The 24,162-nt window shown below is 61.2% G+C and carries 23 protein-coding genes and 2 pseudogenes; 15 read left to right on the forward strand and 10 right to left on the reverse strand.

Translation table 11 applies throughout. From position 1 onward, the window contains the following. A pseudogene (locus GIW04_RS12750) lies at positions 1-208 on the reverse strand (hypothetical protein); the annotation flags it as partial. Positions 209-396: 188 nt separating this feature from the next. Between GIW04_RS12750 and GIW04_RS12755 the strand changes: the two are divergent. The 5 genes from GIW04_RS12755 (at position 397) to araH (ending at position 5,422) form a co-directional block, all read left to right on the forward strand. Further along, positions 397-876 carry a GNAT family N-acetyltransferase gene (locus GIW04_RS12755; protein ID WP_003193496.1) on the forward strand — a complete coding sequence of 160 codons (480 nt, stop codon included), beginning with the start codon at positions 397-399 and terminating at the stop codon, positions 874-876. A 234-nt stretch (positions 877-1,110) separates the two neighbouring features. Beyond that, positions 1,111-1,932, forward strand: coding sequence for an SDR family oxidoreductase (locus GIW04_RS12760; protein WP_034135337.1), 822 nt, complete (start codon positions 1,111-1,113; stop codon positions 1,930-1,932). A 32-nt stretch (positions 1,933-1,964) separates the two neighbouring features. Beyond that, entirely contained in the window at positions 1,965-2,945 is a 981-nt protein-coding gene (locus tag GIW04_RS12765; protein ID WP_003193492.1) for a substrate-binding domain-containing protein, read from the forward strand. After that, positions 2,942-4,444, forward strand: a complete 1,503-nt coding sequence (gene araG / locus GIW04_RS12770; RefSeq protein WP_236306874.1) for an L-arabinose ABC transporter ATP-binding protein AraG — start codon at positions 2,942-2,944, stop codon at positions 4,442-4,444. The genes GIW04_RS12765 and araG overlap by 4 nt, the downstream gene beginning before the upstream one ends. 9 nt (positions 4,445-4,453) lie before the next feature. Beyond that, complete coding sequence (gene araH / locus GIW04_RS12775) at positions 4,454-5,422, forward strand: L-arabinose ABC transporter permease AraH (protein WP_003190560.1); 969 nt, start codon at positions 4,454-4,456, stop codon at positions 5,420-5,422. Between the two features lie 122 nt (positions 5,423-5,544). Here araH and GIW04_RS12780 read toward each other — a convergent pair whose 3' ends face one another. Next, positions 5,545-6,693 (reverse strand): aldose epimerase family protein, encoded by a 1,149-nt coding sequence (locus tag GIW04_RS12780; protein WP_003190562.1) that lies wholly within the window; start codon positions 6,691-6,693, stop codon positions 5,545-5,547. Positions 6,694-6,831: 138 nt separating this feature from the next. Between GIW04_RS12780 and GIW04_RS12785 the strand changes: the two genes are divergently transcribed. Continuing rightward, on the forward strand, positions 6,832-7,599 hold the full coding sequence (locus GIW04_RS12785) for an SDR family NAD(P)-dependent oxidoreductase (protein ID WP_120248316.1): 768 nt from the start codon (positions 6,832-6,834) through the stop codon (positions 7,597-7,599). A gap of 132 nt (positions 7,600-7,731) precedes the next feature. Here the strand turns inward: GIW04_RS12785 and GIW04_RS12790 are convergent, their stop codons facing one another. Next, positions 7,732-8,328: a glutathione S-transferase family protein gene (locus GIW04_RS12790; RefSeq protein WP_034135335.1), complete on the reverse strand. Its 597-nt coding sequence runs from the start codon at positions 8,326-8,328 to the stop codon at positions 7,732-7,734. A gap of 30 nt (positions 8,329-8,358) precedes the next feature. Next, positions 8,359-8,892, reverse strand: a complete 534-nt coding sequence (gene mug, locus GIW04_RS12795; protein ID WP_034135334.1) for a G/U mismatch-specific DNA glycosylase — start codon at positions 8,890-8,892, stop codon at positions 8,359-8,361. Positions 8,893-8,987: 95 nt separating this feature from the next. Between mug and yghU the strand changes: the two genes are divergently transcribed. Then, positions 8,988-9,815: a glutathione-dependent disulfide-bond oxidoreductase gene (yghU, locus tag GIW04_RS12800; protein ID WP_120248315.1), complete on the forward strand. Its 828-nt coding sequence runs from the start codon at positions 8,988-8,990 to the stop codon at positions 9,813-9,815. 119 nt (positions 9,816-9,934) lie between these two features. Here the strand turns inward: yghU and GIW04_RS12805 are convergent, their stop codons facing one another. Genes GIW04_RS12805 through GIW04_RS12815 form a run of 3 tightly spaced genes read right to left on the reverse strand, consistent with a single transcriptional unit; the run spans position 9,935 to position 12,676 of the window. Next, positions 9,935-10,861 carry a sugar ABC transporter substrate-binding protein gene (locus tag GIW04_RS12805; protein WP_120248314.1) on the reverse strand — a complete coding sequence of 309 codons (927 nt, stop codon included), beginning with the start codon at positions 10,859-10,861 and terminating at the stop codon, positions 9,935-9,937. 19 nt (positions 10,862-10,880) lie between these two features. Next, on the reverse strand, positions 10,881-11,660 hold the full coding sequence (locus GIW04_RS12810) for a TIM barrel protein (RefSeq protein ID WP_120248313.1): 780 nt from the start codon (positions 11,658-11,660) through the stop codon (positions 10,881-10,883). After that, a complete protein-coding gene (locus GIW04_RS12815; RefSeq protein WP_003190580.1) occupies positions 11,660-12,676 on the reverse strand; it encodes a Gfo/Idh/MocA family oxidoreductase in 1,017 nt (338 codons plus the stop codon). The genes GIW04_RS12810 and GIW04_RS12815 overlap by 1 nt, the downstream gene beginning before the upstream one ends. A gap of 187 nt (positions 12,677-12,863) precedes the next feature. Between GIW04_RS12815 and GIW04_RS12820 the strand changes: the two genes are divergently transcribed. Next, complete coding sequence (locus GIW04_RS12820) at positions 12,864-14,825, forward strand: sigma-54 interaction domain-containing protein (RefSeq protein ID WP_120248312.1); 1,962 nt, start codon at positions 12,864-12,866, stop codon at positions 14,823-14,825. Between the two features lie 18 nt (positions 14,826-14,843). On the opposite strand, the gene GIW04_RS12825 is transcribed toward GIW04_RS12820, so the two are convergent. Further along, on the reverse strand, positions 14,844-15,893 hold the full coding sequence (locus tag GIW04_RS12825; RefSeq protein WP_120248311.1) for a LacI family DNA-binding transcriptional regulator: 1,050 nt from the start codon (positions 15,891-15,893) through the stop codon (positions 14,844-14,846). A gap of 161 nt (positions 15,894-16,054) precedes the next feature. Between GIW04_RS12825 and GIW04_RS12830 the strand changes: the two genes are divergently transcribed. From GIW04_RS12830 to GIW04_RS12850, 5 genes and pseudogenes are all read left to right on the forward strand, one after another. Next, on the forward strand, positions 16,055-17,149 hold the full coding sequence (locus tag GIW04_RS12830; RefSeq protein ID WP_120248310.1) for a fatty acid desaturase family protein: 1,095 nt from the start codon (positions 16,055-16,057) through the stop codon (positions 17,147-17,149). Beyond that, positions 17,146-17,472, forward strand: coding sequence for a MocE family 2Fe-2S type ferredoxin (locus tag GIW04_RS12835; RefSeq protein WP_120248309.1), 327 nt, complete (start codon positions 17,146-17,148; stop codon positions 17,470-17,472). The genes GIW04_RS12830 and GIW04_RS12835 overlap by 4 nt, the downstream gene beginning before the upstream one ends. Beyond that, the gene (locus GIW04_RS12840; RefSeq protein WP_232964799.1) at positions 17,469-18,767 is read left to right on the forward strand and encodes an NAD(P)/FAD-dependent oxidoreductase; all 1,299 of its coding nucleotides are present in this window, start codon (positions 17,469-17,471) and stop codon (positions 18,765-18,767) included. Before GIW04_RS12835 ends, GIW04_RS12840 begins: the two co-directional genes overlap by 4 nt. After that, positions 18,670-19,499, forward strand: a pseudogene (locus GIW04_RS12845) (sugar phosphate isomerase/epimerase family protein). The gene GIW04_RS12840 and the pseudogene GIW04_RS12845 overlap by 98 nt, the downstream one beginning before the upstream one ends. A gap of 50 nt (positions 19,500-19,549) precedes the next feature. Continuing rightward, the gene (locus GIW04_RS12850) at positions 19,550-20,512 is read left to right on the forward strand and encodes a Dyp-type peroxidase (RefSeq protein WP_003190594.1); all 963 of its coding nucleotides are present in this window, start codon (positions 19,550-19,552) and stop codon (positions 20,510-20,512) included. Here the strand turns inward: GIW04_RS12850 and GIW04_RS12855 are convergent. Beyond that, the gene (locus tag GIW04_RS12855; protein ID WP_003190596.1) at positions 20,509-21,381 is read right to left on the reverse strand and encodes an undecaprenyl-diphosphate phosphatase; all 873 of its coding nucleotides are present in this window, start codon (positions 21,379-21,381) and stop codon (positions 20,509-20,511) included. The two genes, GIW04_RS12850 and GIW04_RS12855, sit on opposite strands and share 4 nt — an antisense overlap. Before the next feature lie 48 nt (positions 21,382-21,429). Between GIW04_RS12855 and GIW04_RS12860 the strand changes: the two genes are divergently transcribed. Further along, complete coding sequence (locus GIW04_RS12860; protein WP_034135324.1) at positions 21,430-22,068, forward strand: GNAT family N-acetyltransferase; 639 nt, start codon at positions 21,430-21,432, stop codon at positions 22,066-22,068. Between the two features lie 532 nt (positions 22,069-22,600). On the opposite strand, the gene GIW04_RS12865 is transcribed toward GIW04_RS12860, so the two are convergent. Beyond that, entirely contained in the window at positions 22,601-22,915 is a 315-nt protein-coding gene (locus GIW04_RS12865) for a hypothetical protein (RefSeq protein ID WP_003190472.1), read from the reverse strand. Positions 22,916-23,312: 397 nt separating this feature from the next. Between GIW04_RS12865 and cyoA the strand changes: the two genes are divergently transcribed. Beyond that, positions 23,313-24,162, forward strand: an 850-nt coding sequence (gene cyoA, locus GIW04_RS12870) for a ubiquinol oxidase subunit II (RefSeq protein WP_442962797.1), incomplete at its 3' end; no start/stop codon positions are given.

The following is a 24,162-nucleotide window of genomic DNA, read 5'->3' on the forward strand; positions in this document are numbered from 1 at the left end:
CATAGCCGCGCCACCCAAAACACCCCCCCGCCACAAAATTGCTGAGCATCGCCGTGGCAATGACACTGCCCGCGTCGTGTTCATTACCGCCACGGGCATGGATCAGCAGTGACAACAAAAAGGTCGAACCGTAAGACAGTGACAGCAGGAAGCTGGCTAGGCAGAACAGCGCGAATGTCTTGGTGCCCACTGGTGGCGTGGCGTGCATGAGCAGGTCTCTGATCGTTGGATTTATGCCCATTGTTTACCATGGGCGTGCGCAGGCTTTGTTCTGTGGTTGCCGATGCTTGCATCACCCCGCACCGGAGTGAAACGCGCTCGTCGGCATCAATTGCACTGCAAACGGCCATCAAATCGCCTTAGTATGTGGCCTTTGAATTTGCCCAAGGCTCGCCCATGACCATCGAGATTCGCCCCGCCGTGCCCAGCGATGCTGCGCAAATCCTGACCTTCATCACTGAGCTGGCCGAGTACGAGAAAGCCCGGCATGAAGTGATCGCCAGCGTGGTGGACATCGAACGCAGCCTGTTCAGCGAAGGTGCCACGGCCCATGGCCTGATCTGCTTGCGCGATGGATTGCCGATTGGTTTTGCGGTGTTCTTTTTCAGCTACTCCACGTGGCTGGGTAGTAACTGCCTTTACCTGGAAGACCTGTATATCAACCCGGAACAACGCGGCGGTGGCGCCGGCAAGAAGTTGCTGCGTCACCTGGCCAAGATCGCCTGCGACAACGGTTGCGGGCGCTTTGAGTGGAGCGTGCTGGACTGGAACGAGCCCGCGATTGCCTTCTACAAATCCATCGGCGCCCAGCCTCAGGAAGAATGGGTGCGTTATCGCATGGAAGGCGATGCCTTGCGCGACTTCGCCCTGGGCTGAAGCTTCTTTCGTAAAGTCCCTAAAGATCCAATGTGGGAGCGAGCTTGCTCGCGAATACGGTGTATCAGTCAGCACATGCTTTAACTGACACACCGCATTCGCGAGCAAGCCCGCTCCCACATTTTTTGATTTGCTCATTATATGGGACGATAATTTATATATTGAGATATTTCAGGCGATGGGTTTATAGTCGCCAGCATCAGCACTCACTACAAAAAATAAAAAGGTGAAGCGATGCAGGCACATCCGTTGTCCCTACCCGCCGTGCCCGAGCCCACTTACGGCGAGCGGCTGAAGAACAAGGTGGTGATCATCACCGGCGCCGCCCAAGGCATTGGCGAAGCTATCGTTGCCTGTTTCCAGGCTCAGCAGGCGCGGTTGATCATTGCTGATATCCAGGGCGACAAAGTCGAGAAGGTCGCCGCCCATTGGCGCGAACGCGGCGCGCAGATTTACGCCCAACCGGTTGATATCACTTCCAAGGAACAATGGCAGGCACTGGTCAACCTGGCCATCGAGCGCTTTGGCCGCGTGGATGTGCTGGTCAACTGTGCCGGGGTCAATGTGTTCCGTGACCCGCTGGAGATGAGCGACGAGGACTGGCGCCGCTGTTTCGCCATCGACCTCGACGGCGCCTGGTACGGCTGCCGTTCGGTGTTGCCGCACATGATCGAGCAGGGCATCGGCAACATCATCAATATCGCGTCCACCCATTCCAGCCACATCATTCCCGGTTGTTTTCCTTACCCTGTCGCCAAGCACGGCCTGCTCGGCCTCACCCGTGCCTTGGGCATCGAGTACGCGCCCAAGGGCATCCGCGTGAATGCCATCGCCCCCGGCTATATCGAAACCCAGCTCAACGTCGATTACTGGAACGGTTTCCCAGACCCCCACGCCGAACGCCAGCGCGCGTTCGACCTGCACCCGCCCAAACGCATTGGCCAGCCCATCGAAGTGGCCATGACGGCTCTGTTCCTGGCGACCGACGAGGCGCCCTTTATCAATGCCACTTGCCTGATGATCGATGGCGGGCGGTCTGTGATGTACCACGACTAAAGCGTTTTTCAATAACAAGAAGGAGGTGGTCCATGTTCAAGCAAACACTCGGTGCCGTGGCACTGGCGATGGCGTTCAGCGGCTGGGTATCGGCTGAAGAAGTGAAGATCGGTTTCCTGGTCAAACAGGCTGAGGAACCCTGGTTTCAAACGGAGTGGGCATTCGCGGAAAAGGCCGGCAAAGAGCATGGTTTTACCGTGATCAAAATCGCCGTGCCCGATGGTGAAAAGACCTTGTCGGCTATCGACAGCCTGGCCGCCAACGGCGCGAAAGGCTTTGTGATCTGCCCGCCAGACGTGTCCCTGGGCCCGGCCATCGTCGCCAAGGCCAAGGTCAACGATTTGAAAGTGATGGCCGTGGATGACCGATTTGTCGATGCCAAAGGCAACTTTATGGAAGAGGTGCCGTACTTGGGCATGGCCGCATTTGAGGTGGGCCAGAAGCAGGGCGCTGCCATGGCCGCCGAAGCGAAAAAACGCGGTTGGGACTGGAAGGACACCTACGCGGTGATCAATACTTTCAACGAGCTCGACACCGGCAAGAAGCGCACCGACGGCTCGATCAAATCCCTGGAGGAGGCCGGTATTCCGAAGGATCACATCCTCACCGCTGCGCTGAAAACCCTCGATGTGCCCGGCAGCATGGACGCCACCAACTCGGCGCTGGTCAAGCTGCCGAGCGGGGCGAAGAACCTGATCATCGGCGGCATGAACGACAACACCGTGCTCGGTGGCGTGCGCGCCACTGAGAGCGCCGGCTTCAAGGCCGCCAACGTGATCGGCATCGGCATCAATGGCACCGACGCCATCGGCGAATTGAAGAAAGCCGACAGCGGTTTCTTCGGCTCCATGCTGCCCAGCCCGCATATCGAAGGCTATAACACCGCGCTGGCGATGTATGAATGGGTCACCACTGGCAAGGAACCGGCCAAATACACCGCCATGGACGAGGTGACCTTGATCACCCGCGCCAATTTCCAGGAAGAACTGACCAAGATCGGCCTGTGGAAATGAGCGGCGCGGCCCTGCGTTTCAATGGCATCGGCAAGGAGTTTCCCGGTGTGAAAGCCCTGGCGCAGATCAGCTTTGAAGCGCGGCCGCATTCGGTGCACGCGCTGATGGGCGAGAACGGCGCAGGCAAGTCGACCCTGCTGAAAATCCTCGGCGGCGCCTACATTCCATCCACCGGCACCGTGCAAATCGGCGCGCAAACCATGGCGTTCAAATGCGCCGCCGACAGCATCGCCAGCGGTGTGGCGGTGATTCACCAAGAGCTGCACCTGGTGCCGGAAATGAGCGTGGCCGAGAACCTCTTTCTCGGGCATTTGCCCACGCGCTTTGGCGTGGTCAACCGAGGCCTGCTGCGCAAGCAGGCCCTGACCTGCCTCAAGGGCCTGGCCGATGAAATCGACCCCGACGAGAAGCTCGGGCGCCTGTCCCTGGGCCAGCGCCAATTGGTGGAAATCGCCAAAGCGCTGTCCCGCGGCGCCAACGTGATCGCCTTTGATGAACCCACCAGCAGTTTATCGGCGCGGGAAATCGACCGCTTGATGGCGATCATCGCGCGCCTACGCGATGAGGGCAAAGTGGTGCTCTACGTGTCCCATCGCATGGAGGAGGTGTTCCGTATTTGCGATGCGGTGACGGTGTTCAAGGACGGCCGCTACGTGCGCACCTTCGAGGACATGAGCACACTGACCCATGACCAGTTGGTGACTTGCATGGTCGGTCGCGATATCCAGGATATCTACGATTACCGCCCGCGCGAGCTGGGCGAAGTGGCGCTCAAGGTGGACGGCTTGCTCGGTCCCGGCCTGCGTGAACCAATCAGTTTCCAGGTGCGCAAGGGCGAGATCCTGGGCCTGTTCGGGCTAGTGGGCGCGGGGCGTACCGAGCTGTTTCGCCTGCTCAGTGGGTTAGAGCGCGCCAGTGCCGGCAGCCTGGAACTGTGCGGGCAAGCGCTGCAACTGCGCTCACCCCGCGACGCCATTGCCGCCGGGGTATTGCTGTGTCCGGAGGACCGCAAGAAAGAGGGCATCATCCCGCTGGGCAGCGTCGCTGAAAACATCAACATCAGCGCCCGTGGCGCCCATTCCACCTTTGGCTGGCTGTTGCGCGAAGGCTGGGAGAAAGGTAACGCCGACCGGCAGATCCAGGCGATGCGGGTCAAAACGCCGAACGCAGCGCAGAAGATCATGTACCTGTCCGGCGGCAACCAACAGAAAGCCATCCTTGGCCGCTGGTTGTCGATGCCGATGAAGGTGTTGCTGCTCGACGAACCCACTCGCGGTATCGACATCGGCGCCAAGTCGGAGATCTACCAGATCATCCATAACCTGGCGGCCAGCGGCATTGCGGTAATCGTGGTGTCCAGCGACCTGATGGAGGTGATGGGCATCTCCGACCGCATCCTGGTGCTGTGCGAAGGCGCCCTGCGCGGCGAACAACTGCGCGAGCACGCGACTGAATCCAACCTGCTGCAGCTGGCCTTGCCACGCGGCCTGGCGAACTGAGAGACGACCATGACCATTCAAAACAACGCGTTGCCCTCGGCACGCAAACCCCTCGATATGCGCGCACTGCTCGATAACTGGGCGATGCTCTTGGCGGCGGTGGGCATCTTCGTACTGTGCGCGCTGCTGATCGATAACTTCCTCTCGCCGCTGAACATGCGCGGCCTGGGCCTGGCGATTTCCACCGTCGGTATTGCCGCGTGCACCATGCTGTTCTGCCTGGCCTCGGGGCACTTCGACCTGTCGGTAGGCTCGGTGATCGCCTGCGCCGGGGTGGTGGCGGCGATTGTGATGCGCGATACCGACAGTGTGATGCTGGGCATTGGCGCAGCGCTGCTGATGGGCCTGATGGTGGGGCTGATCAATGGCATCGTGATCGCCAAGCTGCGGGTCAACGCCTTGATCACTACGCTGGCAACCATGCAGATCGTGCGCGGCCTGGCTTATATCTTTGCTGACGGCAAGGCAGTGGGCGTGTCCCAGGAGCAATTCTTCATCTTCGGTAACGGCCAATTGTTCGGCGTGCCGGTGCCGATTCTGATCACCATTGTCTGCTTCCTGTTCTTCGGCTGGCTGCTCAACTACACCACCTACGGGCGCAACACCATGGCCATCGGCGGTAACCCGGAAGCGGCGTTGCTGGCCGGCGTGAACGTTGATCGCACCAAGATCCTGATCTTTGCCGTGCACGGCCTGATTGGCGCGCTGGCGGGAGTCATCCTGGCTTCACGCATGACCTCCGGCCAGCCGATGATCGGCCAGGGCTTCGAGCTCACGGTGATCTCGGCCTGCGTGCTGGGTGGGGTGTCGCTGAGCGGCGGCATCGGCATGATCCGCCATGTGATCGCCGGGGTGTTGATTCTGGCAATCATCGAGAATGCGATGAACCTCAAGAACATCGACACTTTCTATCAGTACGTGATCCGCGGCTCAATCCTGCTGTTGGCCGTGGTCATCGACCGCATGAAACAACGCTGAACCCAGGCCATCAGATCAATGTAGGAGCGAGCTTGCTCGCGAAAAACGTCAACGGTAACGCGTGTTTCCTGAACAATCGCGGTGCCTGTGAGTTTTTCGCGAGCAAGCTCGCTCCTACAGTTTTAATCAGCGCTGAACTTGAAGAGGGTGCTCTGGGTGTAAGTCTGCCCTGGATTCAAACGCGTTGAGGCAAAGCTCGGCTGGTTAGGCGCATCGGGAAAGTGCTGGGTCTCCAAGGTAAATCCACTCCAATGCTGATAGGTCTTGCCGCCTTTGCCCTTCACCGAACCGTCCAGGAAGTTGCTGGTATAAAACTGTACGCCGGGCTCTGTGGTGTAGAGCTGCAAGCGTCGGCCCGACTCAGGATCATGCACTTCGGCGGCCAGTTGCTTGACGTCCCCTTTGGTATCCAGCGCCCAGTTGAAGTCGAAGCCACCTTGCTTGGGCTCGGCGAATTTGAGCTGCGGATGGTCTGCCTTGATGTGCTGGCCGATGGGTGTGGGCTTCAGGAAGTCCATGGGCGTGCCCTTGACCGGCGCCAATTCACCGGTGGGAATCAAGGTGGCATTCACCGGTGTGTAGTGGCTGGCGTGCAAGGTGGCGACCTGCTTGAGAATATCGCCGTTGCCCGCACCGGCCAGGTTGAAGTAGCTGTGGTTGGTGAGGTTGAGCACCGTGGGTTTGTCGGTGGTGGCGGTGTAGTCGATGTGCAGTTCGTTGTTGTCGTTGAGGCGGTAGGTGACCTCGGTCTTCAAGTTGCCCGGAAAGCCCATTTCCCCATCTTTGGACAGGTAGGTGAGGGTGACGCCCACCGAGTCTTTGTCCTTGACCGATTTGGCTTGCCACACCTGCTTGTCGAAGCCCTGGGCGCCGCCATGCAATGAGTTGGGGCCGTCGTTGAGCGGTACCTGATAGCGTTTGCCATCGAGTTCGAAGGCGCCGCCGGCCAGGCGGTTGCCGAAGCGGCCGATGGTGGCACCGAAAAACGCGGTACCGCCTTGATAGCCTTGCACGTCATCGAAGCCCAGTACCACGTCGTCGAGCTTGCCGTGTTTGTCCGGCACTTTGAGCGACTGCAGCACACCGCCGTAGGTGATCACCGTGGCTTGCATGCCATGGCTGTTGCGCAACACGTACTGTTCGACGGCGGTGCCGTCATTGGTTTTACCGAAGGGTTTGTGTTCGCTGCTAAGGCCGGCAGCGTGCGCGCCGCCGCTGGCGATCAGCATGGACAGCGCGAGGCCGGACAGCAGGTATCGAGGGTGCTTCATGGTCGAACTTCCTTTTGTTGTTTTGCTGGAATAGTTCTACTAATTTGAGATATTTTGTCGATATGACAGCAGATTTATAGCCTTTAACGCCGTTCTTGCAAAATAAAATAAGACTAATTAAGCGGAGCACTGATTGTTATGACTACCCAGCAAGCGATTTATCCCGACCTCAAGGACAAAACCGTGCTGGTTTCCGGCGGGGCTTCGGGGATTGGCGAGTTCATGGTGCGTGCCTTCGCCGCGCAGGGCGCGAAGGTGGCGTTCGTGGACCGTGCACAGAGCCAGGGTGAACGCTTGGCCGCTTTATTGACCTCTAAAGGACATAGCGTCGAGTTCGAGTGCTGCGATATCACCGACGAGATCGGCTACCGCGCGGCGATCGGGCGCTTCGAGCATTCCCTGGGGCCGATTACGGTACTGGTCAACAATGCAGCGAACGATGTGCGCCACAGCCTGGAAGAAATCGACTCGCACCTGTTCGACCAGCTGATTGCGGTCAACCTCAAACATGCCTTCTTTGCCGCCAAGGCGGTGGTGCCGATGATGAAAGAGGCCGGCGGCGGCTCGATCATCAACCTGGGCTCGGTGGGCTGGATGATGGCCTCGGCCGGCTACCCCGTATACGCCGCCAGCAAGGCTGCCGCCCACGGCATGACCCGAGCCCTGGCGCGGGAACTGGGGCCCAACCATATCCGCGTCAACACCTTGGTACCGGGTTGGGTGATGACCGAAAAACAACTGGCCATGTGGGTCGACGACGCCGCCAAGGACCTCATCGCCCGCAGCCAGTGCCTGCCCGGCAGCGTGATGCCGGAACACATCGCCAACATGGCGCTGTTTTTGGCCTCGGATGCCTCGGCGATGTGCTCGGCGCAGAACTTTATCGTTGACGGCGGATGGGTGTAGCGACGCGAACAGGGCCCTATGTAGGAGCGAGCTTGCTCGCGAAAAACGTCAACGATAACGCGTGTAGCCTGAGTAAACGCGGCGTCTATGAGTTTTTCGCGAGCAAGCTCGCTCCTACACATTAGCGCGAGTTCATTCGATGGGGTAACGCTTGAACGCCGGGTGCTGCTCCAGGCGTTCAGCATGGCGCTTGAGGTTGGGGAACGCATCGGCCTTTACCACCGAGGCCACGGTGAACTGGCTGAACGACCAGGCGACCGCTGCGGTAATCGACGCCTGGGTCAGCGCTTCATTGCCTGCCAGCTGCTTGTCCAGCAACGCATAAGCCGCCAGCAGTTGCCCGGTAACGCGCTCAAGCCACGGCGCATGCAATTTTTCAGCGGGGCGAAGGTTGTGTTCATAGACGATCTGCACGCTTTTTTCACAGGCCGCCAGCGCGAGCCCAAGCAGTTGCAGGTCGCGGGCGCGTGCCGCCGGTTGTTGGGGCAGCAGCTTCTTGTCAGCCGGCGCCAGCGCTTCCAGGTAATCGAGGATCAGGCTCGAATCCATCAGCACCGTGCCATCGTCCAGCACCAGGGTCGGGGCCTTGACTACCGGGTTGATCTGGGCAAATTCAGCGTAAGTGCTGAACACCGAAAGCGGTTCATGCACAAAGTCCACCCCGTATAACTCCAGGGAAACAGCCACGCGGCGTACGTAGGGCGAGTCCAGCATTCCGACCAGTTTCATGCAGCCTCCATTGCTTACAGGGTGTTGGGCTCAAGAGATTACGGGCACGGGCCGGGTGTGCGCAACGGCGTTGTGCAGCAGCCGATACGCCTGCACCAATTGATCGAGGCTGAACGCCAGGTTGCGCCCGCTGGGGTTGGGCAGCACCCAGACCGAGGCCCCGCCCAGTGGCTGCGCTTGCAAACCCCAGGCGACCTCGCGCTGGCCGGTCAGTGCGCTATAGCCGGGCTTGCCGAGGAACGCGACGAAACGCGGGGCATGGCGGCGGATTTTCTGTTCGAACGCCGCAGCCGCGTCCTGGAGTTCATGCCGTGCCAACTCGCCTGCACTGGCCGTGGGGCGCGCCACCAAGGTGGTTAATCCGCAACCGTAGTGCAGCAAGGTGGCGCCGTCTTGCGGGGGAATTTCATGGGGCGTGAAACCGGCCAGATGCACGGTGCGCCAGAAACGATTGCTGCGATTGGCAAAATGCAGGCCGAGGGCTGCCGAGCCCTTGCCAGGGTTGATGCCGCAGAACAGTACGTGCAAGTGGTCGGCGAGGAGGTCGTCGAGTCGCTCGTTCATGCCGGATCTTCCATGCTGATAGGTGTGACGAGTCATCAACCTTTGGTTTAGTCTGGAACGCTTAGTGGATCACAAGCGCCTCTGGAGCATTGATTATGACCGAGTACGTACCTGCCAAAGTCTGGACCTGGGACACCGAAAGCGGCGGCACCTTCGCCAGTATCAACCGGCCCATCGCCGGCGCCACCCACGAAAAGCCGCTGCCGGTGGGCAAGCACCCGCTGCAGTTATACTCCCTGGCCACGCCCAATGGGCAGAAGGTCACGATCCTGCTGGAAGAGCTGCTGGCCCTGGGGCACACCGGCGCCGAATACGATGCCTGGCTGATCAAGATCGGCGACGGCGACCAGTTCGGCAGTGGCTTTGTGGCGGTGAACCCGAACTCGAAGATTCCTGCGCTGATGGACCACAGCGGCGCCACGCCGATTCGCGTGTTCGAATCAGGCGCGATTTTGCAGTACCTGGCCGAGAAGTTTGGTGCGTTCCTGCCCACGGAGCCCGCGGCACGGGCTGAATGCCTGTCGTGGTTGTTCTGGCAGATGGGCAGCGCGCCTTACCTGGGGGGCGGCTTTGGGCATTTCTATGCCTATGCGCCAAGCAAGATGGAATACCCGATCAACCGCTTCGCCATGGAGACCAAGCGCCAACTGGATGTGCTGGATAAGCGCCTGGCGGTCAGCCAATACATCGCCGGGGATGAATACACCATTGCCGACATCGCGATATGGCCTTGGTACGGTGGGTTGGTCAAAGGCCGTTTGTATGGCGCGGCGGAGTTTTTGTCGGTGCATGAATACAAACATGTGCAGCGCTGGGCGGATGCGATTGACGCACGGCCGGCGGTGCAGCGTGGACGGCGGGTGAACCGGGTGTCGGGCGATGATCAGTTGCCCGAGCGGCATGATGCACGTGACCTGGATTGATACGATAACCAGGTAGGAGCGAGCAAGCTCGCGAAAAACGTCAACGATAACGCGTGTTTCCTGGATGAGCGCGGCGTCTGGGCGTTCTTCGCGAGCAAGCTCGCTCCTACAAACCTGCGTTATTTGTAGCGCTGCTCAAACACCCCCACCTGCTCAGGCGTGATCAGCTCGAAAGGCACCCACACCTGTGCGTCAACTTGCTCGCCCTTGATCATCCGCACCGCCGCTTGCACGGCCTGGGCAGCCTGGGCCTTGGGGTCCTGGAACACTGAGCCCGCCAGCAGCCCACGCTTGATCGCCGCCAGGCCATCGGGCAAGCCGTCGATGCCGACAATCGCAATCTCGCCCTTGGCCTTGCCAGCTTGCTGCAAGGCCATGGCCGCGCCAATCGCCATTTCATCGTTGTTGGCGACAATGGCATTGAACGGGGTGCCGGCCAGCAACCAGTTGCTGGTCAGGTCCATCCCCTTGCTGCGCTGCCATTCGGCGCTTTGTTGCTCGACGATCTTGATCCCCGGAAAGTCCTTGAGCACCTGTTTGACCCCCTCGGTGCGGTCATGGGTGGCGTTCTGTGCAAGGTCGCCCATGATGATCGCCACATTGCCCTTGCCGCCCAGTTTTTGTGCGAGATAGCGCATCTGCAATTGCCCCGCTTCGATGTCGTTGGAGGCCACCGTAACCACGCCCTCAGGCAGCGTACGCTCATCCGGGTGGCGGTTGACGTACACCAGCGGCGTCTTCGCCGCCACGGCCGCGCGGGTGATGTTGGCGGTGGCGGCGGTGTCGACCGGCAGCACGATCACCGCATCGACTTTCTGGTTGAGAAACCCTTCGACCTGATTGAGCTGGCGCACCACATCGCCCTGGGCGTCTTCAAATTGGATCTGCACGTCCTGGTGTTTCGCTGCTGCCTCCAGGCCGGTGCGCACATAGGTCATGAAGTTATCGTCCACCCGGGCAATGCTCACGCCGATGCGATAGGCGGCGAAGGTCCACTGGCTGAACATCAACAACAGCGCGGCCACTAGTAATGAATAACGGTGCATGAGGCTGTTCCTTTTATTGTTATAGGGTGAATGCCTGGCGGAAACGCTCCAGGGCCGTCTCGCTGTCGCCGCTGGCCCAGCCCTCCAGGCCGACCACACCGGTGTAACCCATGGCGTGCAAGGCCCGGGCAATGGCCGGGTAGTGGATCTCGCCCGTGCCGGGCTCCTTGCGCCCAGGCACATCCGCCACCTGGATTTCGCCGATGTCGCTGCCAGCGCGCTGGATCAATTCGATCAGGCTCCCTTCGCCAATCTGCGCGTGGTACAGGTCCAGGTTCATCTTCAAATGCGGGCTGCCGACGGCTTCGATCAGGGCCAGGGTGTCGTCGGCACGTGCAAACGGTGTACCTGGGTGGTCGACGGCGGTGTTGAGGTTTTCCAGCAGGAACACGCGGCCGGCGTCTTCCCCCAGGCGCGCGATTTTCTCCAGGCTTTTGCATGCGCTCAGCCACATGCGCCCGGTGGTGTGGCTGACGGGCTGCACGGGCAGGCCGCCTTCACCCAGGCCCGTGCCATGCAGGTTGAGGCAGGGGCAATTGAGTCGCTCGGCAATGCCCAGCGACTCACGAGCGCTGTCGAGCAATTGGCGGATGCCGTCGGGGTCGGTGAGGGTGCCGCTGAGGTAGCCGGTCATCGAGGTGAAGTCCGCGCCCGTCGCCGCCAAGGCGTTGATGTCCTTGTCGGCCCAACTCCAGATTTCGGCGCTGAAGCCCAGGGCATGAATACGTTTAACGCGTTCGATGAAAGGCAGGTCGAGGAACACCATTTCGGCGCTGACGGCCAATTTGAACGGCATCATCAAAGGGCTCCTTGAACGGCCACGGCCTTGCCGGTTTGGTACGACTCAATGCAGGCACGGGCAATTGCCAGGGCTGCACGAGCATCTTCACCGCTGGCCAGGGGCTTGGCGCCGCTGCGCAGGCAGTCGACAAAGTGGTTGAGCTCGGCGATGTAGGCGTCGCGCAGCAGGTCGGTGTCCATCCGCTGGGTGTCTGCCTGGATGCCCTCGGCCAGGTAGCGCACCAGGTCGCAGTCGTTAAGGCTGCCCATGCTCAGCATGCCCTTGCTGCCGAACACTTCGCCGCGCACGTCGTAGCCATACACGGCCTGGAAGCTGGCTTCGGCGGTGGCAATGGCGCCGTTGTCAAAGCGCAGGGTGACCACGGCGGTGTCGAGCAAGCCTTGGCTTTTGAATTGCGGGGCAATCAGCGCGTCGGCCATCACCTGCACCTGGACCACTTCGGCCCCAGGGTTGAGATAGCGCAGGGTGTCGAAGTCGTGGATCAGGGTTTCGAGGAAGATCACCCATTGCGGTGAGTTGGCCGGGTTGTTCAGCGCCGGGTCGCGGGTCAGCGAGCGTAGCAGCTGTGGCGTGCCAATACGTCCGGCGACGACGTCGAGGTGCGCGGTGCGAAAGCTCTTGGCGAAGCGCCGATTGAAGCCGACCTGCAAGGGCACCCGTGCATCGGCAGCGGCGGCGATGGCGCGGTCGGCTTCGTCCAGGGTAATCGCCATGGGCTTTTCGCAGAAGATGCCCTTGCCGGCACGTGCGGCCTTGATCACCAGCTCCGCGTGGCTACGGGCAGGGGCGGCGATAAGCACGCCGTCGATGTCCGGGTCGTCCAGCAGCTGTTGCGGGTCGGTGTAGGCCTTGTCCACCCCCAGTTCCGCTGCCAGGCGAGCGGCCTGGCCTGGGACGGGATCGGCGATGGCGGCGAGGCAGGCACCGGGGATATGGCGTGCAGCGGTAAGGCCATGGAAGCTGCCCATGCGGCCGGCACCGATCAAGCCCAGGCGGATGTTCTGTGTACTCATGAAACGACCCCTTTTGTTGTTGTGGGCCCCCAGGACAGTCCTGGGTGACACAGGGGCAGGAGCAAGGCCTATGCCAGTTTATAAGTGGTTGATTTATAAAGGCTTATTATTTTAATCAAACAAAAAGTGTTCATTTTTATGACATGTCTATACTGACATGTCGAAAATATGGACATGGATAACCGCAATGACCCAGGCGTTCAGTGTGCAAGACCTCGAATACCTCACGAACCTGGGGCCTGCCGCGCTGAACGACGGGCCCATCGCCGCGTTGGAACAGGCGTGGCGAGAGTGCCTGGCTGGCCAAGTCGTGCGTCCCGACGGGGTACGCCAGGTCATCTGGGATTCCTGGCGACGCAGTGTCGAGGCGGGTATCGAGCCCGGTAACAACGACTACCGCTTTGTTGCGCCTCATGCGCTCGCGGCGACCCTGGCCCACCATCGCGCCCTGATCGCCGCCGCCGCGCAGGTCATGCATGGATTACTGGCTTACAACCCGCGCGGGCATATCAACCTCACGGATGCCGAGGGCACGACTCTGTATTTTTGCGGGCTGGACATCACCCCGGTAGGCAGTCGCTTGCTCGAATCGGTGCAAGGCACCAACTGCACCGGCCTGGCCCTGGCCGAAGATCGCCTGGTGTATGTGCTGGCGGAAGAAAATTTCGCCAGCGGCCTGCGCCAGCGCCACATGCACTGCGCCGCCGCGCCGATCAAGGATGCCCAAGGCCAGACCCTGGCCATGCTCACCCTGACCGCCGAGCCCGGCTGGTTTCACTTCCATACCCTGGGCACCGTTCAAGCGGCGGCCGAAGCGGTGTCGCGGCAGATGGCGCTGCAGCTGTTGCTGGAAGAACAACAGGCCGTGCTCGAAGTGCTCAACGAAGGTTTGGTGGTGCTCGATGAGCGTGGCTGCATCAAGGCGCTCAACCGTTATGCGCGGCACCTGTTCGGGGTGGGGCGCGAGTTGATCGGCAGTCCTTTCCAGCGCCTGGGCCGCAGTGAACTGAGCGACGCGCTGGGTGAGCCTGTGCGCGACCTCGATTGCACCTTCCACCTGCACGACGGCAGCCAACTCGCCTGCCTCGTTTCGCTATGTCCACTGGAGCAGGGTGGGGTGATTGTGTCGGTGCGCGAAAACCGCCGTATCCGCGAGATTACCCGGCGCATTATCGGCACCCAGGCCCGCTATACCTTCGAGACCATCCTGGGCACCTCACGGGCGATACAAGACGCTCTGCACCTGGGGCGCATTGCCAGTCGCAGCGAGTCCACCACCTTGATCCTCGGCGAAAGCGGCACCGGCAAGGAACTGTTTGCCCAAGCCATTCATAACGGCAGCGAGCGTTGCAACGGTCCGTTTGTGGCGGTCAACTGCGGCGCGATCCCACGGGACCTGGTGCAAAGTGAACTGTTCGGCCACGTCGAAGGCGCATTCACCGGCTCGGCGCGGGGTGGGGCTGCAGGCAAGTTCGAACTGGCGGATGGCGGCACCATCTTCCTGGATGAAATCGGCGACATGTCCTTCGACGCCCAGGTCAGCCTGCTACGGGTTTTGCAGGAGGGTGAAATCACCCGCGTCGGGGCCAAGCAATCGCGGCAAGTCGACGTGCGCATCATCGCGGCTACCCATCGCAACCTGAGCCAGGCGGTGGCCGAGGGCGCGTTTCGTGAAGACCTTTACTACCGACTCAACGTGCTGAACCTGAGCGTGCCGCCACTGCGTATGCGCCGTGACGATATCCCACTGCTGGCGCGCCACTTCCTGCAGCGCTGTGCCCGCTCGCTCCGTAAAGCCGTGCAAGGTTTCACCCCGGATGCGTTGGCGTTGCTGTCAGCCCATGGTTGGCCGGGCAACGTGCGGGAACTGGAGAACGTCATTGAGCGGGCGACCAACCTGGCGATGGGCGAGCTGATCCAATCGGCTGATTTGCCGTTGGAAACCCCGCAACGCACCACGTTGCGCGCCTACCAGCCCCAGCCCGCGCAGGATTTGAGCAGCCATGAAATGCACGCCATCGTTGCCGCGCTCACCAGCACCCGCGGCAACATTCGCCTGGCCGCACAGCAACTGGATGTTTCGCGGGGCGGGCTGTACAACAAGATGAGTCGGTTTGGCTTGAGCGCCGCCGATTTCCGTGAGCGCTGAAACCTCAAGCCAAACCGATCAGTTGCACAGGTTTTCCGACGTCACTATCTGCGGCGATATATGCACGCGGTGCTTCAAAGGGTCAAACCCCTCATCACTCTGCAAGCGCACCAGCAACTCCACCAGCGCCACGGCCGTCTGCCGTGGCTGCGAGTCCATCACCACATCAATTAACCCGTTGCTCAATGCCTGGCGTGACAACGGCGTGGACTCTTGCAGGATGCAGCACAGCGCCGGGCGCTTGGGCAGTTGCGCCAAGGCGTTGATCACACCGTCGCCACCCCCGCCGACCACGCATAACCCACGCAGGTCGGTATGACGGCTGAGCAGGTCGAGGGTGGCTTCTTCGGTGATGTCGCAGTTGTCCAGGTTGATCAGCGGCTCCAACGGCTTGAGCCCCGGCGCGTGTTCGGCCAGGTAGCTGTGCAAGCCCTCGACCCGTGCCTGATGGCCGAGAAAACGATGGCCACCCAACAGGATGCCCACGCTGCCTTTGGGTGCGCCGCAGGTGCGCGCCAGCAGCCAGCCCATGGTGCGCCCGACCACGTGGTTGTCCTGGCCCACATAGGGTTCGGCGGCGTGTTCATGGATGTCCGAGAGCAGGGCAACCACCGGCACGCCCGCTGTGCGGATCTGCGCCAGGCAGGCGTTGATCAATGGGTGGGCGAAGCTGACCACCGCGAGGGCGTCGCACTGCACGGCCAGTTGTTCGATTTGCGCGACGATGGCGCCGGGCGTGCGGTCGTTGATGTAGTCGAACCGGCAGCTAAGGTTGGCGGTGGCGTGATGCTGCGCTGCCTCGCTGATGGCGTGGGCCAACTGCGCATAGAAGGCTTGGGCGGTCCCCAGCAACAGCACGCCAAAACGGTAGGTGGGCCGCCGTTCGCGAATGCGCTGGCCGATCAGCCGTGCGGCGAAATAGCCCACCGCTTCGGCAGCCTGGAACACCTGTTCGGCCGTGCCGGGGTTGACCGGCGCGCGGGCGTTCAACACGCGGTCGACGGTGGCTACGCTGAGCCCCGCATGGGCGGCGACGGTGGCGATGGTTGGGCGTTTGTTGTTGTGCATGGCAGGCCCCTTGAGCGTCTTGATAGAAAACTATCAAGCCCCGCTGGGCCTGGATGATAGCTTGATAGGGAATGGATTCAAGGCCTTGAGGGTGATTTAGCCGCACTCTATCGTTGGTTTCGCAAAGCCCCTGAAACCCACGCTTGCGGAGAACAATAACAATGCCTGAACACACCGCTTACCGCGCTCGGCGCGACTATAGCCTCACCGGCCCCGAAGCCGCCCGCGCCGCCGACAAGGGCCTGGTCTCGGCCAACTGGTACCAATCGCCCATCTCGCGCAAACGCATGAAAGAACTGATGCAGCGCCGCGACGGTCCGGCTTTGCTCGACACCGCCCTGTGGTGCTCGACGTTGTTGGCCACCGGTGTCGGCGGCTACTGGTTCTGGGGCAGTTGGGCCTGCGTGCCATTCTTTATCGCTTATGGTGTGCTCTACGGCACGGCCTCCAACCCGCGCTGGCACGAAACCGGCCACGGCACGGCGTTCAAGACCCGCTGGATGAACGATGCGCTGTATCAGGTGGCGAGCTTCATGTGCCTCTTCGAACCCCACGTGTGGCGCTGGAGCCATGCCCGTCATCACACCGACACCATCGTCGTCGGCCGTGACCCCGAGATCGTCGAACCGCGCCCGCCCAGCTTATGGATGATGGCCCTCAGCCTGTTCAACCTGCCCCTGGCCTGGAAGACTTTCAGCGGCGTGGCCCGCCATGCGCTCGGGCGAATGAGCGCCCAGGAGCGCGACTTCATCCCCGAATCCGAATGGCCCAAGGTGTACCGAGATGCGCGTATCTGGGTCGGTCTTTACGCTGTGATCATTGGCACTGCGCTGTACCTGCACAGCTGGTTGCCGCTGATGCTGGTGGGCCTGCCCAGCCTCTATGGCGCGTGGCTCGGCTACCTGTTTGGCCTCAGCCAGCACGTGGGCCTGGCCGAAGATGTGCTCGACCACCGCAGCAATTGCCGCACCATCTACATGAACCGCGTGCTGCGCTTTATCTACATGAACATGAACTACCACCTCGAACACCACATGTACCCGATGGTGCCGTACCACGCGCTCAGCCAACTGCACGAAGAGATCCGCAGCGACTGCCCGCCGCCGTATGCCAACCTGTGGCAGGCCTACCAGGAAATCATTCCGACGATCTGGCGCCAGCGCAGCGACCCCAGCTACTTCGTCCAACGCCCCACCCGTGGCGAGCAAGCTCGCTCGCCACAGAGTGAAAGCCAGTCATTGGAGATAAATGCATGAACGATCAATGGATCGACGTCTGCGCCGTGGGCGAAATAGAAGCAGAAGACGTGCTGCGCTTCGACCACGGCGCGCAGACCTACGCGGTATTCCGTTCAGCCGATAACGAATTCTTCGCCACCGCCGGCCTGTGCACCCACGAGAAAATCCACCTGGCCGACGGCCTGGTGATGGACCATGTGATCGAGTGCCCCAAGCACAACGGGCGCTTTGATTACCGCACTGGCAAGGCCCTGGGCGCGCCGGTGTGCGTGAACCTCAAGACCTACCCCGTGCGGGTGGATGCGGGGCGGGTGCAGCTCGCCGTCACGGCCGAAGGATGAACGCGCCCCTGATCATCGTCGGCGCCGGCCATGCTGGTGGCCGTGCGGCACTGACTTTGCGTGAAGAAGGCTACAGCGGGCGCTTGATCCTGATCGGCGATGAAGCGCATCTGCCCTACGAGCGGCCACCGTTGTCCAAGGGTTTGCTGCAAGGCTCGACTGACCTGGCGCAATGCAGCCTGTGCGACAGCCACCAGTTTGCGGCGCTCGGTATCGAGCATATCGCTGCCAACCCGGTCAGCCGCCTGGAGCCCCAGCACCACCGGCTGCAACTGGCCGACGGCCAATGGTTGAGCTATGCCGGCCTGCTGCTGGCCACCGGAGGCCGGGCGCGCCGTTTGCCCCAGGCGCAGGCGAAGGTGTTTTACCTGCGCACCCACGATGACGCCGTGGCCCTGCGCGATGGGCTGCGTCCTGGCGCTCGGCTGGTGGTGGTCGGCGGTGGATTTATTGGCTTGGAGGTGGCGGCGACGGCGCGGGGCCTGGGCTGCGAGGTCACAGTGTTGGAAGCCGGGCCACGGCTGGCAGGGCGGGTGTTGCCGCCGGTGATCAGTGAGGCGCTGCTGGCATTGCACCGTGAACAAGGTGTGGACGTGCGTTTGGACGTCGCCCTGGAGTGCATCCACGCCGACGCCGTGCAACTGGTCGACGGGCAACGGCTGCCCTGCGACCTGGTGGTGGTCGGTATCGGCATGCAGCCCAACATCGAGTTGGCCGCAGCGGCAGGCTTGGACGTCGGGCAGGGCATACGTGTCGACGCGCACCTGCGCACCAGTGCGGCGGATATCTACGCGGCGGGAGACGTGTGCGAGTTTCGCCTGGAGGGCCTTTATCAACGGCAAGAAACCTGGCGCAACGCCGAAGCCCAGGGCCGTCTCGCGGCGTTGAACCTGCTGGGACGGGCGTTAGCGTACGAGACGATCCCGGGTTTTTGGTCCGATCAATACGCGTGGGGTTTGCACACCGTCGGGGTGATGGCGGCACTGACGGTTCGCCGGGATTTGCCCGACGGTGGTCTGCTGCTGTTCTACCTTGACGACCATCACCGTTTGCAGGGCGCCTGCGGTTGGGCCTTGGGTAACCGCGCAGCCAAGGACATCAAACTGTGCGAGCGCTTGATCACCGCCCACATCCCGCTCAACCCGGCCAGCCTGGCCGACCCTGACGTCTCCCTGAAGCAACTACTGCGAGGCTGGCATGCGCCAGTTTTTAGTATTCCAATCGATGTGGGCCATGCAAACCGAGCCCGGCAGCCTCGAAGCGCAACTGGATCGAATCGCTGCCGCCGGTTTTGACGGCATCACCGACCATTACTGGGCCCCGGCATCGGTGCAGCGCCTACACGCGGCGGCCACGGCCAGGGGCTTGCAGATTGAAGGGCAACTGTTCCCACAATCGGTGGATGATCTGGCCAGGGCATTGGAGGTGATCAGCCGTTACGGCTGTCACCACCTCACCTTGCAAGCCGACGTGCGCCCGCGTACCCAGGCCGAGGCGGCCTGGCTGATCGACGGCTGATCGACGGCTGGCAACGCCTGGCCGAACAGGTGGACTTCCAGATTTTGCTGGAAACCCATCGCTATCGGCTCACTAACGATCTGCTGTTCACCCTCGACTTGCTGGCACAGATGCCCGATTTGAAACTGCTCGCTGACCTGTCCCACTACGTAGTTGGCCGCGAATTGCCCGAGCCCGGCAGTGTGGAAGACGACGAACAGATACGCACCATCTTGCGTCACAGCTGGGGCTTTCATGGCCGCATCGCCAGCAGTGAGCAGGTGCAGGTAGGCCTGGATTTTCCCCAGCATCAGCCGTGGGTGGAGCGCTTTACCGGTTGGTGGCGCTACGGGATCGAAGACTGGCTGGCCCGCGCCGAGACACCCCAGAGCCTGTCCTTCACCTGCGAACTGGGCCCGCCACCTTATGCGATCACTGGCGTGGATGGTCGCGAGCTCACCGATCGCTGGGCCGAGGCTTTGAAGCTCAAAGCGCTGATTCGCCAGGTGTGGGCCAGTTGTCAGGGATGATCTGCTAACCTGCCGGGGTTCAAACCGACCTTAGCCAGTGGATCGCCTTCATGAAAACCTGCCCCGTCCGCCCCCCGCTCGAACCGCAATCGGTGTGCCATCCGATCACCAGCAGCGCGATCTTCATGGTCGCCACCCTGGCGCCCGATGCGGTTGAAAACGTGCGGGCCTGGTGCGCCGACATCGCAGGCCTGGTGCGCTCGGTAGGCAAGCGCGTGCCCTCGGGCAACCTGACTTGCGTTTGCGGGTTTGGCTCGGATGCCTGGGACCGCCTGTTCGGCGCGCCGCGCCCGGCGGCCTTGCATCCGTTTCGCGAGTTCGGTGTGCAAGGGCGCAAGGCGGTGTCGACCCCCGGCGACATCCTGCTGCACATCCGTGCCGAGCAGATGGACCTGTGTTTCGAGTTGGCGACCCAGTTGATGGCGGCCCTGGGTGATACCGTGAAGGTGGTGGATGAGGTCCAGGGCTTTCGCTACTTCGATATGCGCAGCATCATCGGTTTCGTCGACGGCACCGAGAACCCGGTGGGGCGCAAGGCCGAGGCCTTTACCCTGGTAGGCGATGAAGACCCTGAGTTCGAAGGCGGCAGCTATGTGCTGGTGCAGAAATACCTGCACAACATGACCGCGTGGAATGGCTTGACGGTGGAGGCTCAAGAGAAGGTGATCGGGCGCACCAAATTGTCGGACATCGAACTGGACGAAGACGCCAAGCCGAGCAACTCCCACAGCGCGCTGACCGTCATCACCGACGAGAGCGGCGAGGAAGTGAAGATCCTGCGCGACAACATGCCCTTTGGCCGCCCTGGCGCGGGCGAATTCGGCACTTATTTCATCGGCTACGCACGCTCGCCTCAGCCCCTGGAACAGATGCTGGAAAACATGTTCGTCGGCCGCCCGGCCGGCAACTACGATCGCTTGCTCGACTTCAGCACGGCCGTGACCGGCGGCCTGTTCTTCGTGCCTTCGGCCGACTTGCTCGAAGCGCTGGCCGACCGCGAACCGGCGGCTTAACTCAACAATCCGGTGCTGACCGCCACAATCAGGAAGATCCCCAGCAGCGCACGGTAGATCACGAACGGCCAGGTGGAGAACCGTTCCAGAAACTTCATCAGGCCCCAGATCGCGAAGAACGCCGAGACGCTGGCCACCACCAGGCCAAAGATCAAGTGCGGCCAGGCGTGGACGGGCAGGTCGGCGCGCAGCAGCACCCACAACTCTTTCAAGCCGGCCAGGGCGATGGCCGGCAAGCCCAACAGGAAGGAAAACCGCGCCGCCTCTTCGCGTTTGAAGTTCAGGAACAGCGCTGCGGTCAACGTAGAGCCCGAACGCGATACGCCGGGAATCAACGCGCCGATCTGCGCGACCCCCACGATCAGCGCATCGCGCAAGCGCATCTGGCTTACGTCGCGGGTATGGCGGGCGCGCACTTCCGCCAGGGCCAGCAATACCGCCATCACCACGCAGGAAATGCCGATCACCATCAGCCCGCGCAAGGGTGAGTTGCACGCATTCAAGGTCGACGACAACGCCAGGCCGGCGATGCCAATCGGTACGGTTGCCAGCACGATGGCCACCGCCAGCTTGAACCAGCGGTCGTTGTAGTCGCCCCGGCGCACCGCACTGATGCTGCCCGTGGTGACCTGGCGCACATCGCGCCAGAAGTAACTGACCACCGCCGCCAACGCCGCCAATTGCATGGCCGCCGAAAACGCCGAGCCGGGGTCTTGCCAGCCGAGCAGGGCGGGTACCACGCGCATATGGGCGGTGGATGACACCGGCAGCAATTCAGTAATGCCCTGGATCACGCCCAGGATGAAGATCTGCAGGTAATCCAGGGAGGCAAAGCCCACATCCAGGCCGGCGGTACAGACGTTGGTCAAAATACGTGTCCTTGAGCAATAGGGAGAAACCGGCGAAGTTTATTCTAAATGTTTCAGGATTTCGGCCAAGGCAACTGCTATTTGCAATCGGTTCAGCCAATAGAAAGGATTCGCCAGGCCATTGGCGTGGGCAGCACTTTTGTGAACAATGGCGCCCTGCGTTTTTCCACCGAGAGCCCCATGCCTGAAACCACCGTCGAATTGATCCAGACCGGCCCCGAAGAAGCCGAACTGATCCGCAATCTTTACCAGTATTACGCCTACGAGTCTTCGGACTGGGAACAGGAAGATGTCGAGGCCGATGGGCGTTTCTACATCCACGACGAACACCTGGCCCGCTACTGGAGCGACCCGCAATGGAGCGCCAACCTGCTGCTGGTAGACGGCTACATCGCCGGTTTCCTGTTGATCGAAGGCAGCGAACTACCGGGCATCGACGCCCTGGAACTGGCCGACCTGTTCATCCTCAAGCGCTACCGCCGCAAGGGCATCGGCCGCGCCATCGCCAGCCAGGTGCTGTGCAGCGGCGAGCGCAATTGGCTGGTGCGTTTCTATGATCAGGACGAAGTGTCCCAGGCGTTCTGGCGCACGGTGCTGGACAACCTGCCGCGCCCGGTGCAGAGCATTGAACTTGACGATGAGCCGCAATTGGTGAACTACCTGATTACCCGGGCTTCGTTGCATTGACGGGCGGGGGGGCTCCCGATGAGCATAGATATCCTACGGTAACCACGATGCGAAGCGAGCCGCTCTTGATCTTGCTCTTGATCTGCTTGTGATCTTGATCTTAAGCGCCCCGTTAAACCACGCTGGCCGAACGCAGGCTTGAATTCGTGGGTAACCCGGCAGGACGCCGGGTTAGCCGCCCCGCGCCATGGATGGCGCGTGGCGGCGGCCCACGGATTCAAGCCTGTGTTCGGGCATACCGAGCGTGAGCGAGGTGCCGAGTGGTGGGGCAAGAGCCCTTTGGTTACTTTGGGGCTTTTCCAAAGTGACCCGCCGTCAGGGCGGCCCCCTAAGTGGCCGTAACCACAGCAATGGATATGTACACAAACCAACTGTGTTGACTGTTAGGCCGCCATCGCAGGCAAGCCAGCTCCCACATTAAATTGCGGGCGTCAGTTAGTTAGGCGTCGGCTGTAAGGCCGCCTTCGCGAGCAAGCCCGCTCACAGTTGCAGCGCGGGGCCTCAGGTAGGTCTCGACCGTCGACCGCACCCTTCAATCGTCGTCGTGCAAGTGCGCATCAGCACAGGGCAGTCGGCCGGACTCACCACCGGCAATCCGTTCCGCCTGATCAATGCCGCGTTTGAGCGCGTCCCGCACCGTCCATTCGGCGCCCGACAATTGCTTGGTACGTTCAACCACGCATTGCCCCGTCGCGGTGTAGACGCACAGCAGCACTTCGATATCGCCATCTTTCCGCTCCCGGGCCCTGACTTCGATATGGCAGCCGTTTTCAACCTCCTGGGTAAAGCACTCTTCGTCGAGTGCCTTGGCGGCCCAGGCTTCATAGGTTTTGCCACGTATAAACATAGCGCTTCTCCAAAACCGTTAGTGGGGTTGGCCATCAACTAACGACTGAACTTCTTAACCCGAATTCAGACTTTTTCCAAGGCCAATTCCATCATGCACCGATAAAAACCCTTTACCGTTTCGCCTGTTAAACCGTTCGTCAGGCGAGGAAACAAATTGTTAAACCAACCCACCGGGCTCTATTCAAAATGTTCGGGAGCGCGGCGAAATGCGCCCTGCAGAGCGGCAGCAAAAGCTAATAGAACCGAGCAGTAGAAGCACTTTGTCTACTGACGGCACCTTATTGCCGAGTGTTTAACACCTGGCGGCGTCTGAGGTTAACAAGCGCTTCGCTTAGTTAACGCTTGAGCACTGATTCGGCGCAGCAAAACGCAAGTTTCCAACACAGGAGCAAGGCATGAAACGAGCGATGGGTTATTGCTTGGTCATTATCACCAGCCTCTTCTTACTCACCAGTTGCAACCTGGTGGTCTTCAATCCCAAGGGGCAAGTAGCAACCGATGAGCGCGACCTGATTATTCTCGCTACGGGCCTGATGCTGCTGGTGGTCGTTCCGGTGATTGTGATGATGTTTGTCTTCGCCTACCGCTACCGCGCCACCAATAAAAAAGCGCGTTACTCCCCCCGCTGGGCCAGCTCGCACAAAATCGAAGCGGTGGTGTGGGGCGTTCCCCTGCTGATCATCATCGTCCTGGGATGGGTGACCTGGGAGACCACCCACGCACTCGATCCCTATCGCCCGCTGGAGTCAGACACCCCGCCGATCAATGTGCAGGTGGTGGCCACCGACTGGAAATGGCTGTTTATCTACCCTGACCTGGGCATCGCCAGCGTCAACGAACTGGCCCTGCCGGTGCACACGCCAGTGAGTTTCACCGTCACCTCCGACGCGGCCATGACCTCGTTTTTTATTCCGGCACTCGGCGGGCAGATCTACGCCATGGCTGGCATGCAGACCAAGTTGCACCTGATCGCCAACGAGACCGGTGAGTTCAGAGGGATCGCCGCCAACTACAACGGCCCCGGTTTTTCCGACATGCATTTCACCACGCTGTCCCTGAGCGCTGCCGACTTCCAAAGCTGGGTGACAAAGGTCAAGGGCGCGGCCACGCCTCTGGACCACAGCACTTACGCGCAATTGGCCAAGCCCACCCTCAAGCACCCCGTGACCTATTACTCGGCGGTACAGGAGCGCTTGTTCCTGGACATCGTCGATAAATACGAAGGCATGAACAAGGCCAATAAAC

This window comes from Pseudomonas sp. PA-4-8C (assembly GCF_021606625.1).
Lineage (GTDB): Bacteria > Pseudomonadota > Gammaproteobacteria > Pseudomonadales > Pseudomonadaceae > Aquipseudomonas > Aquipseudomonas lactis.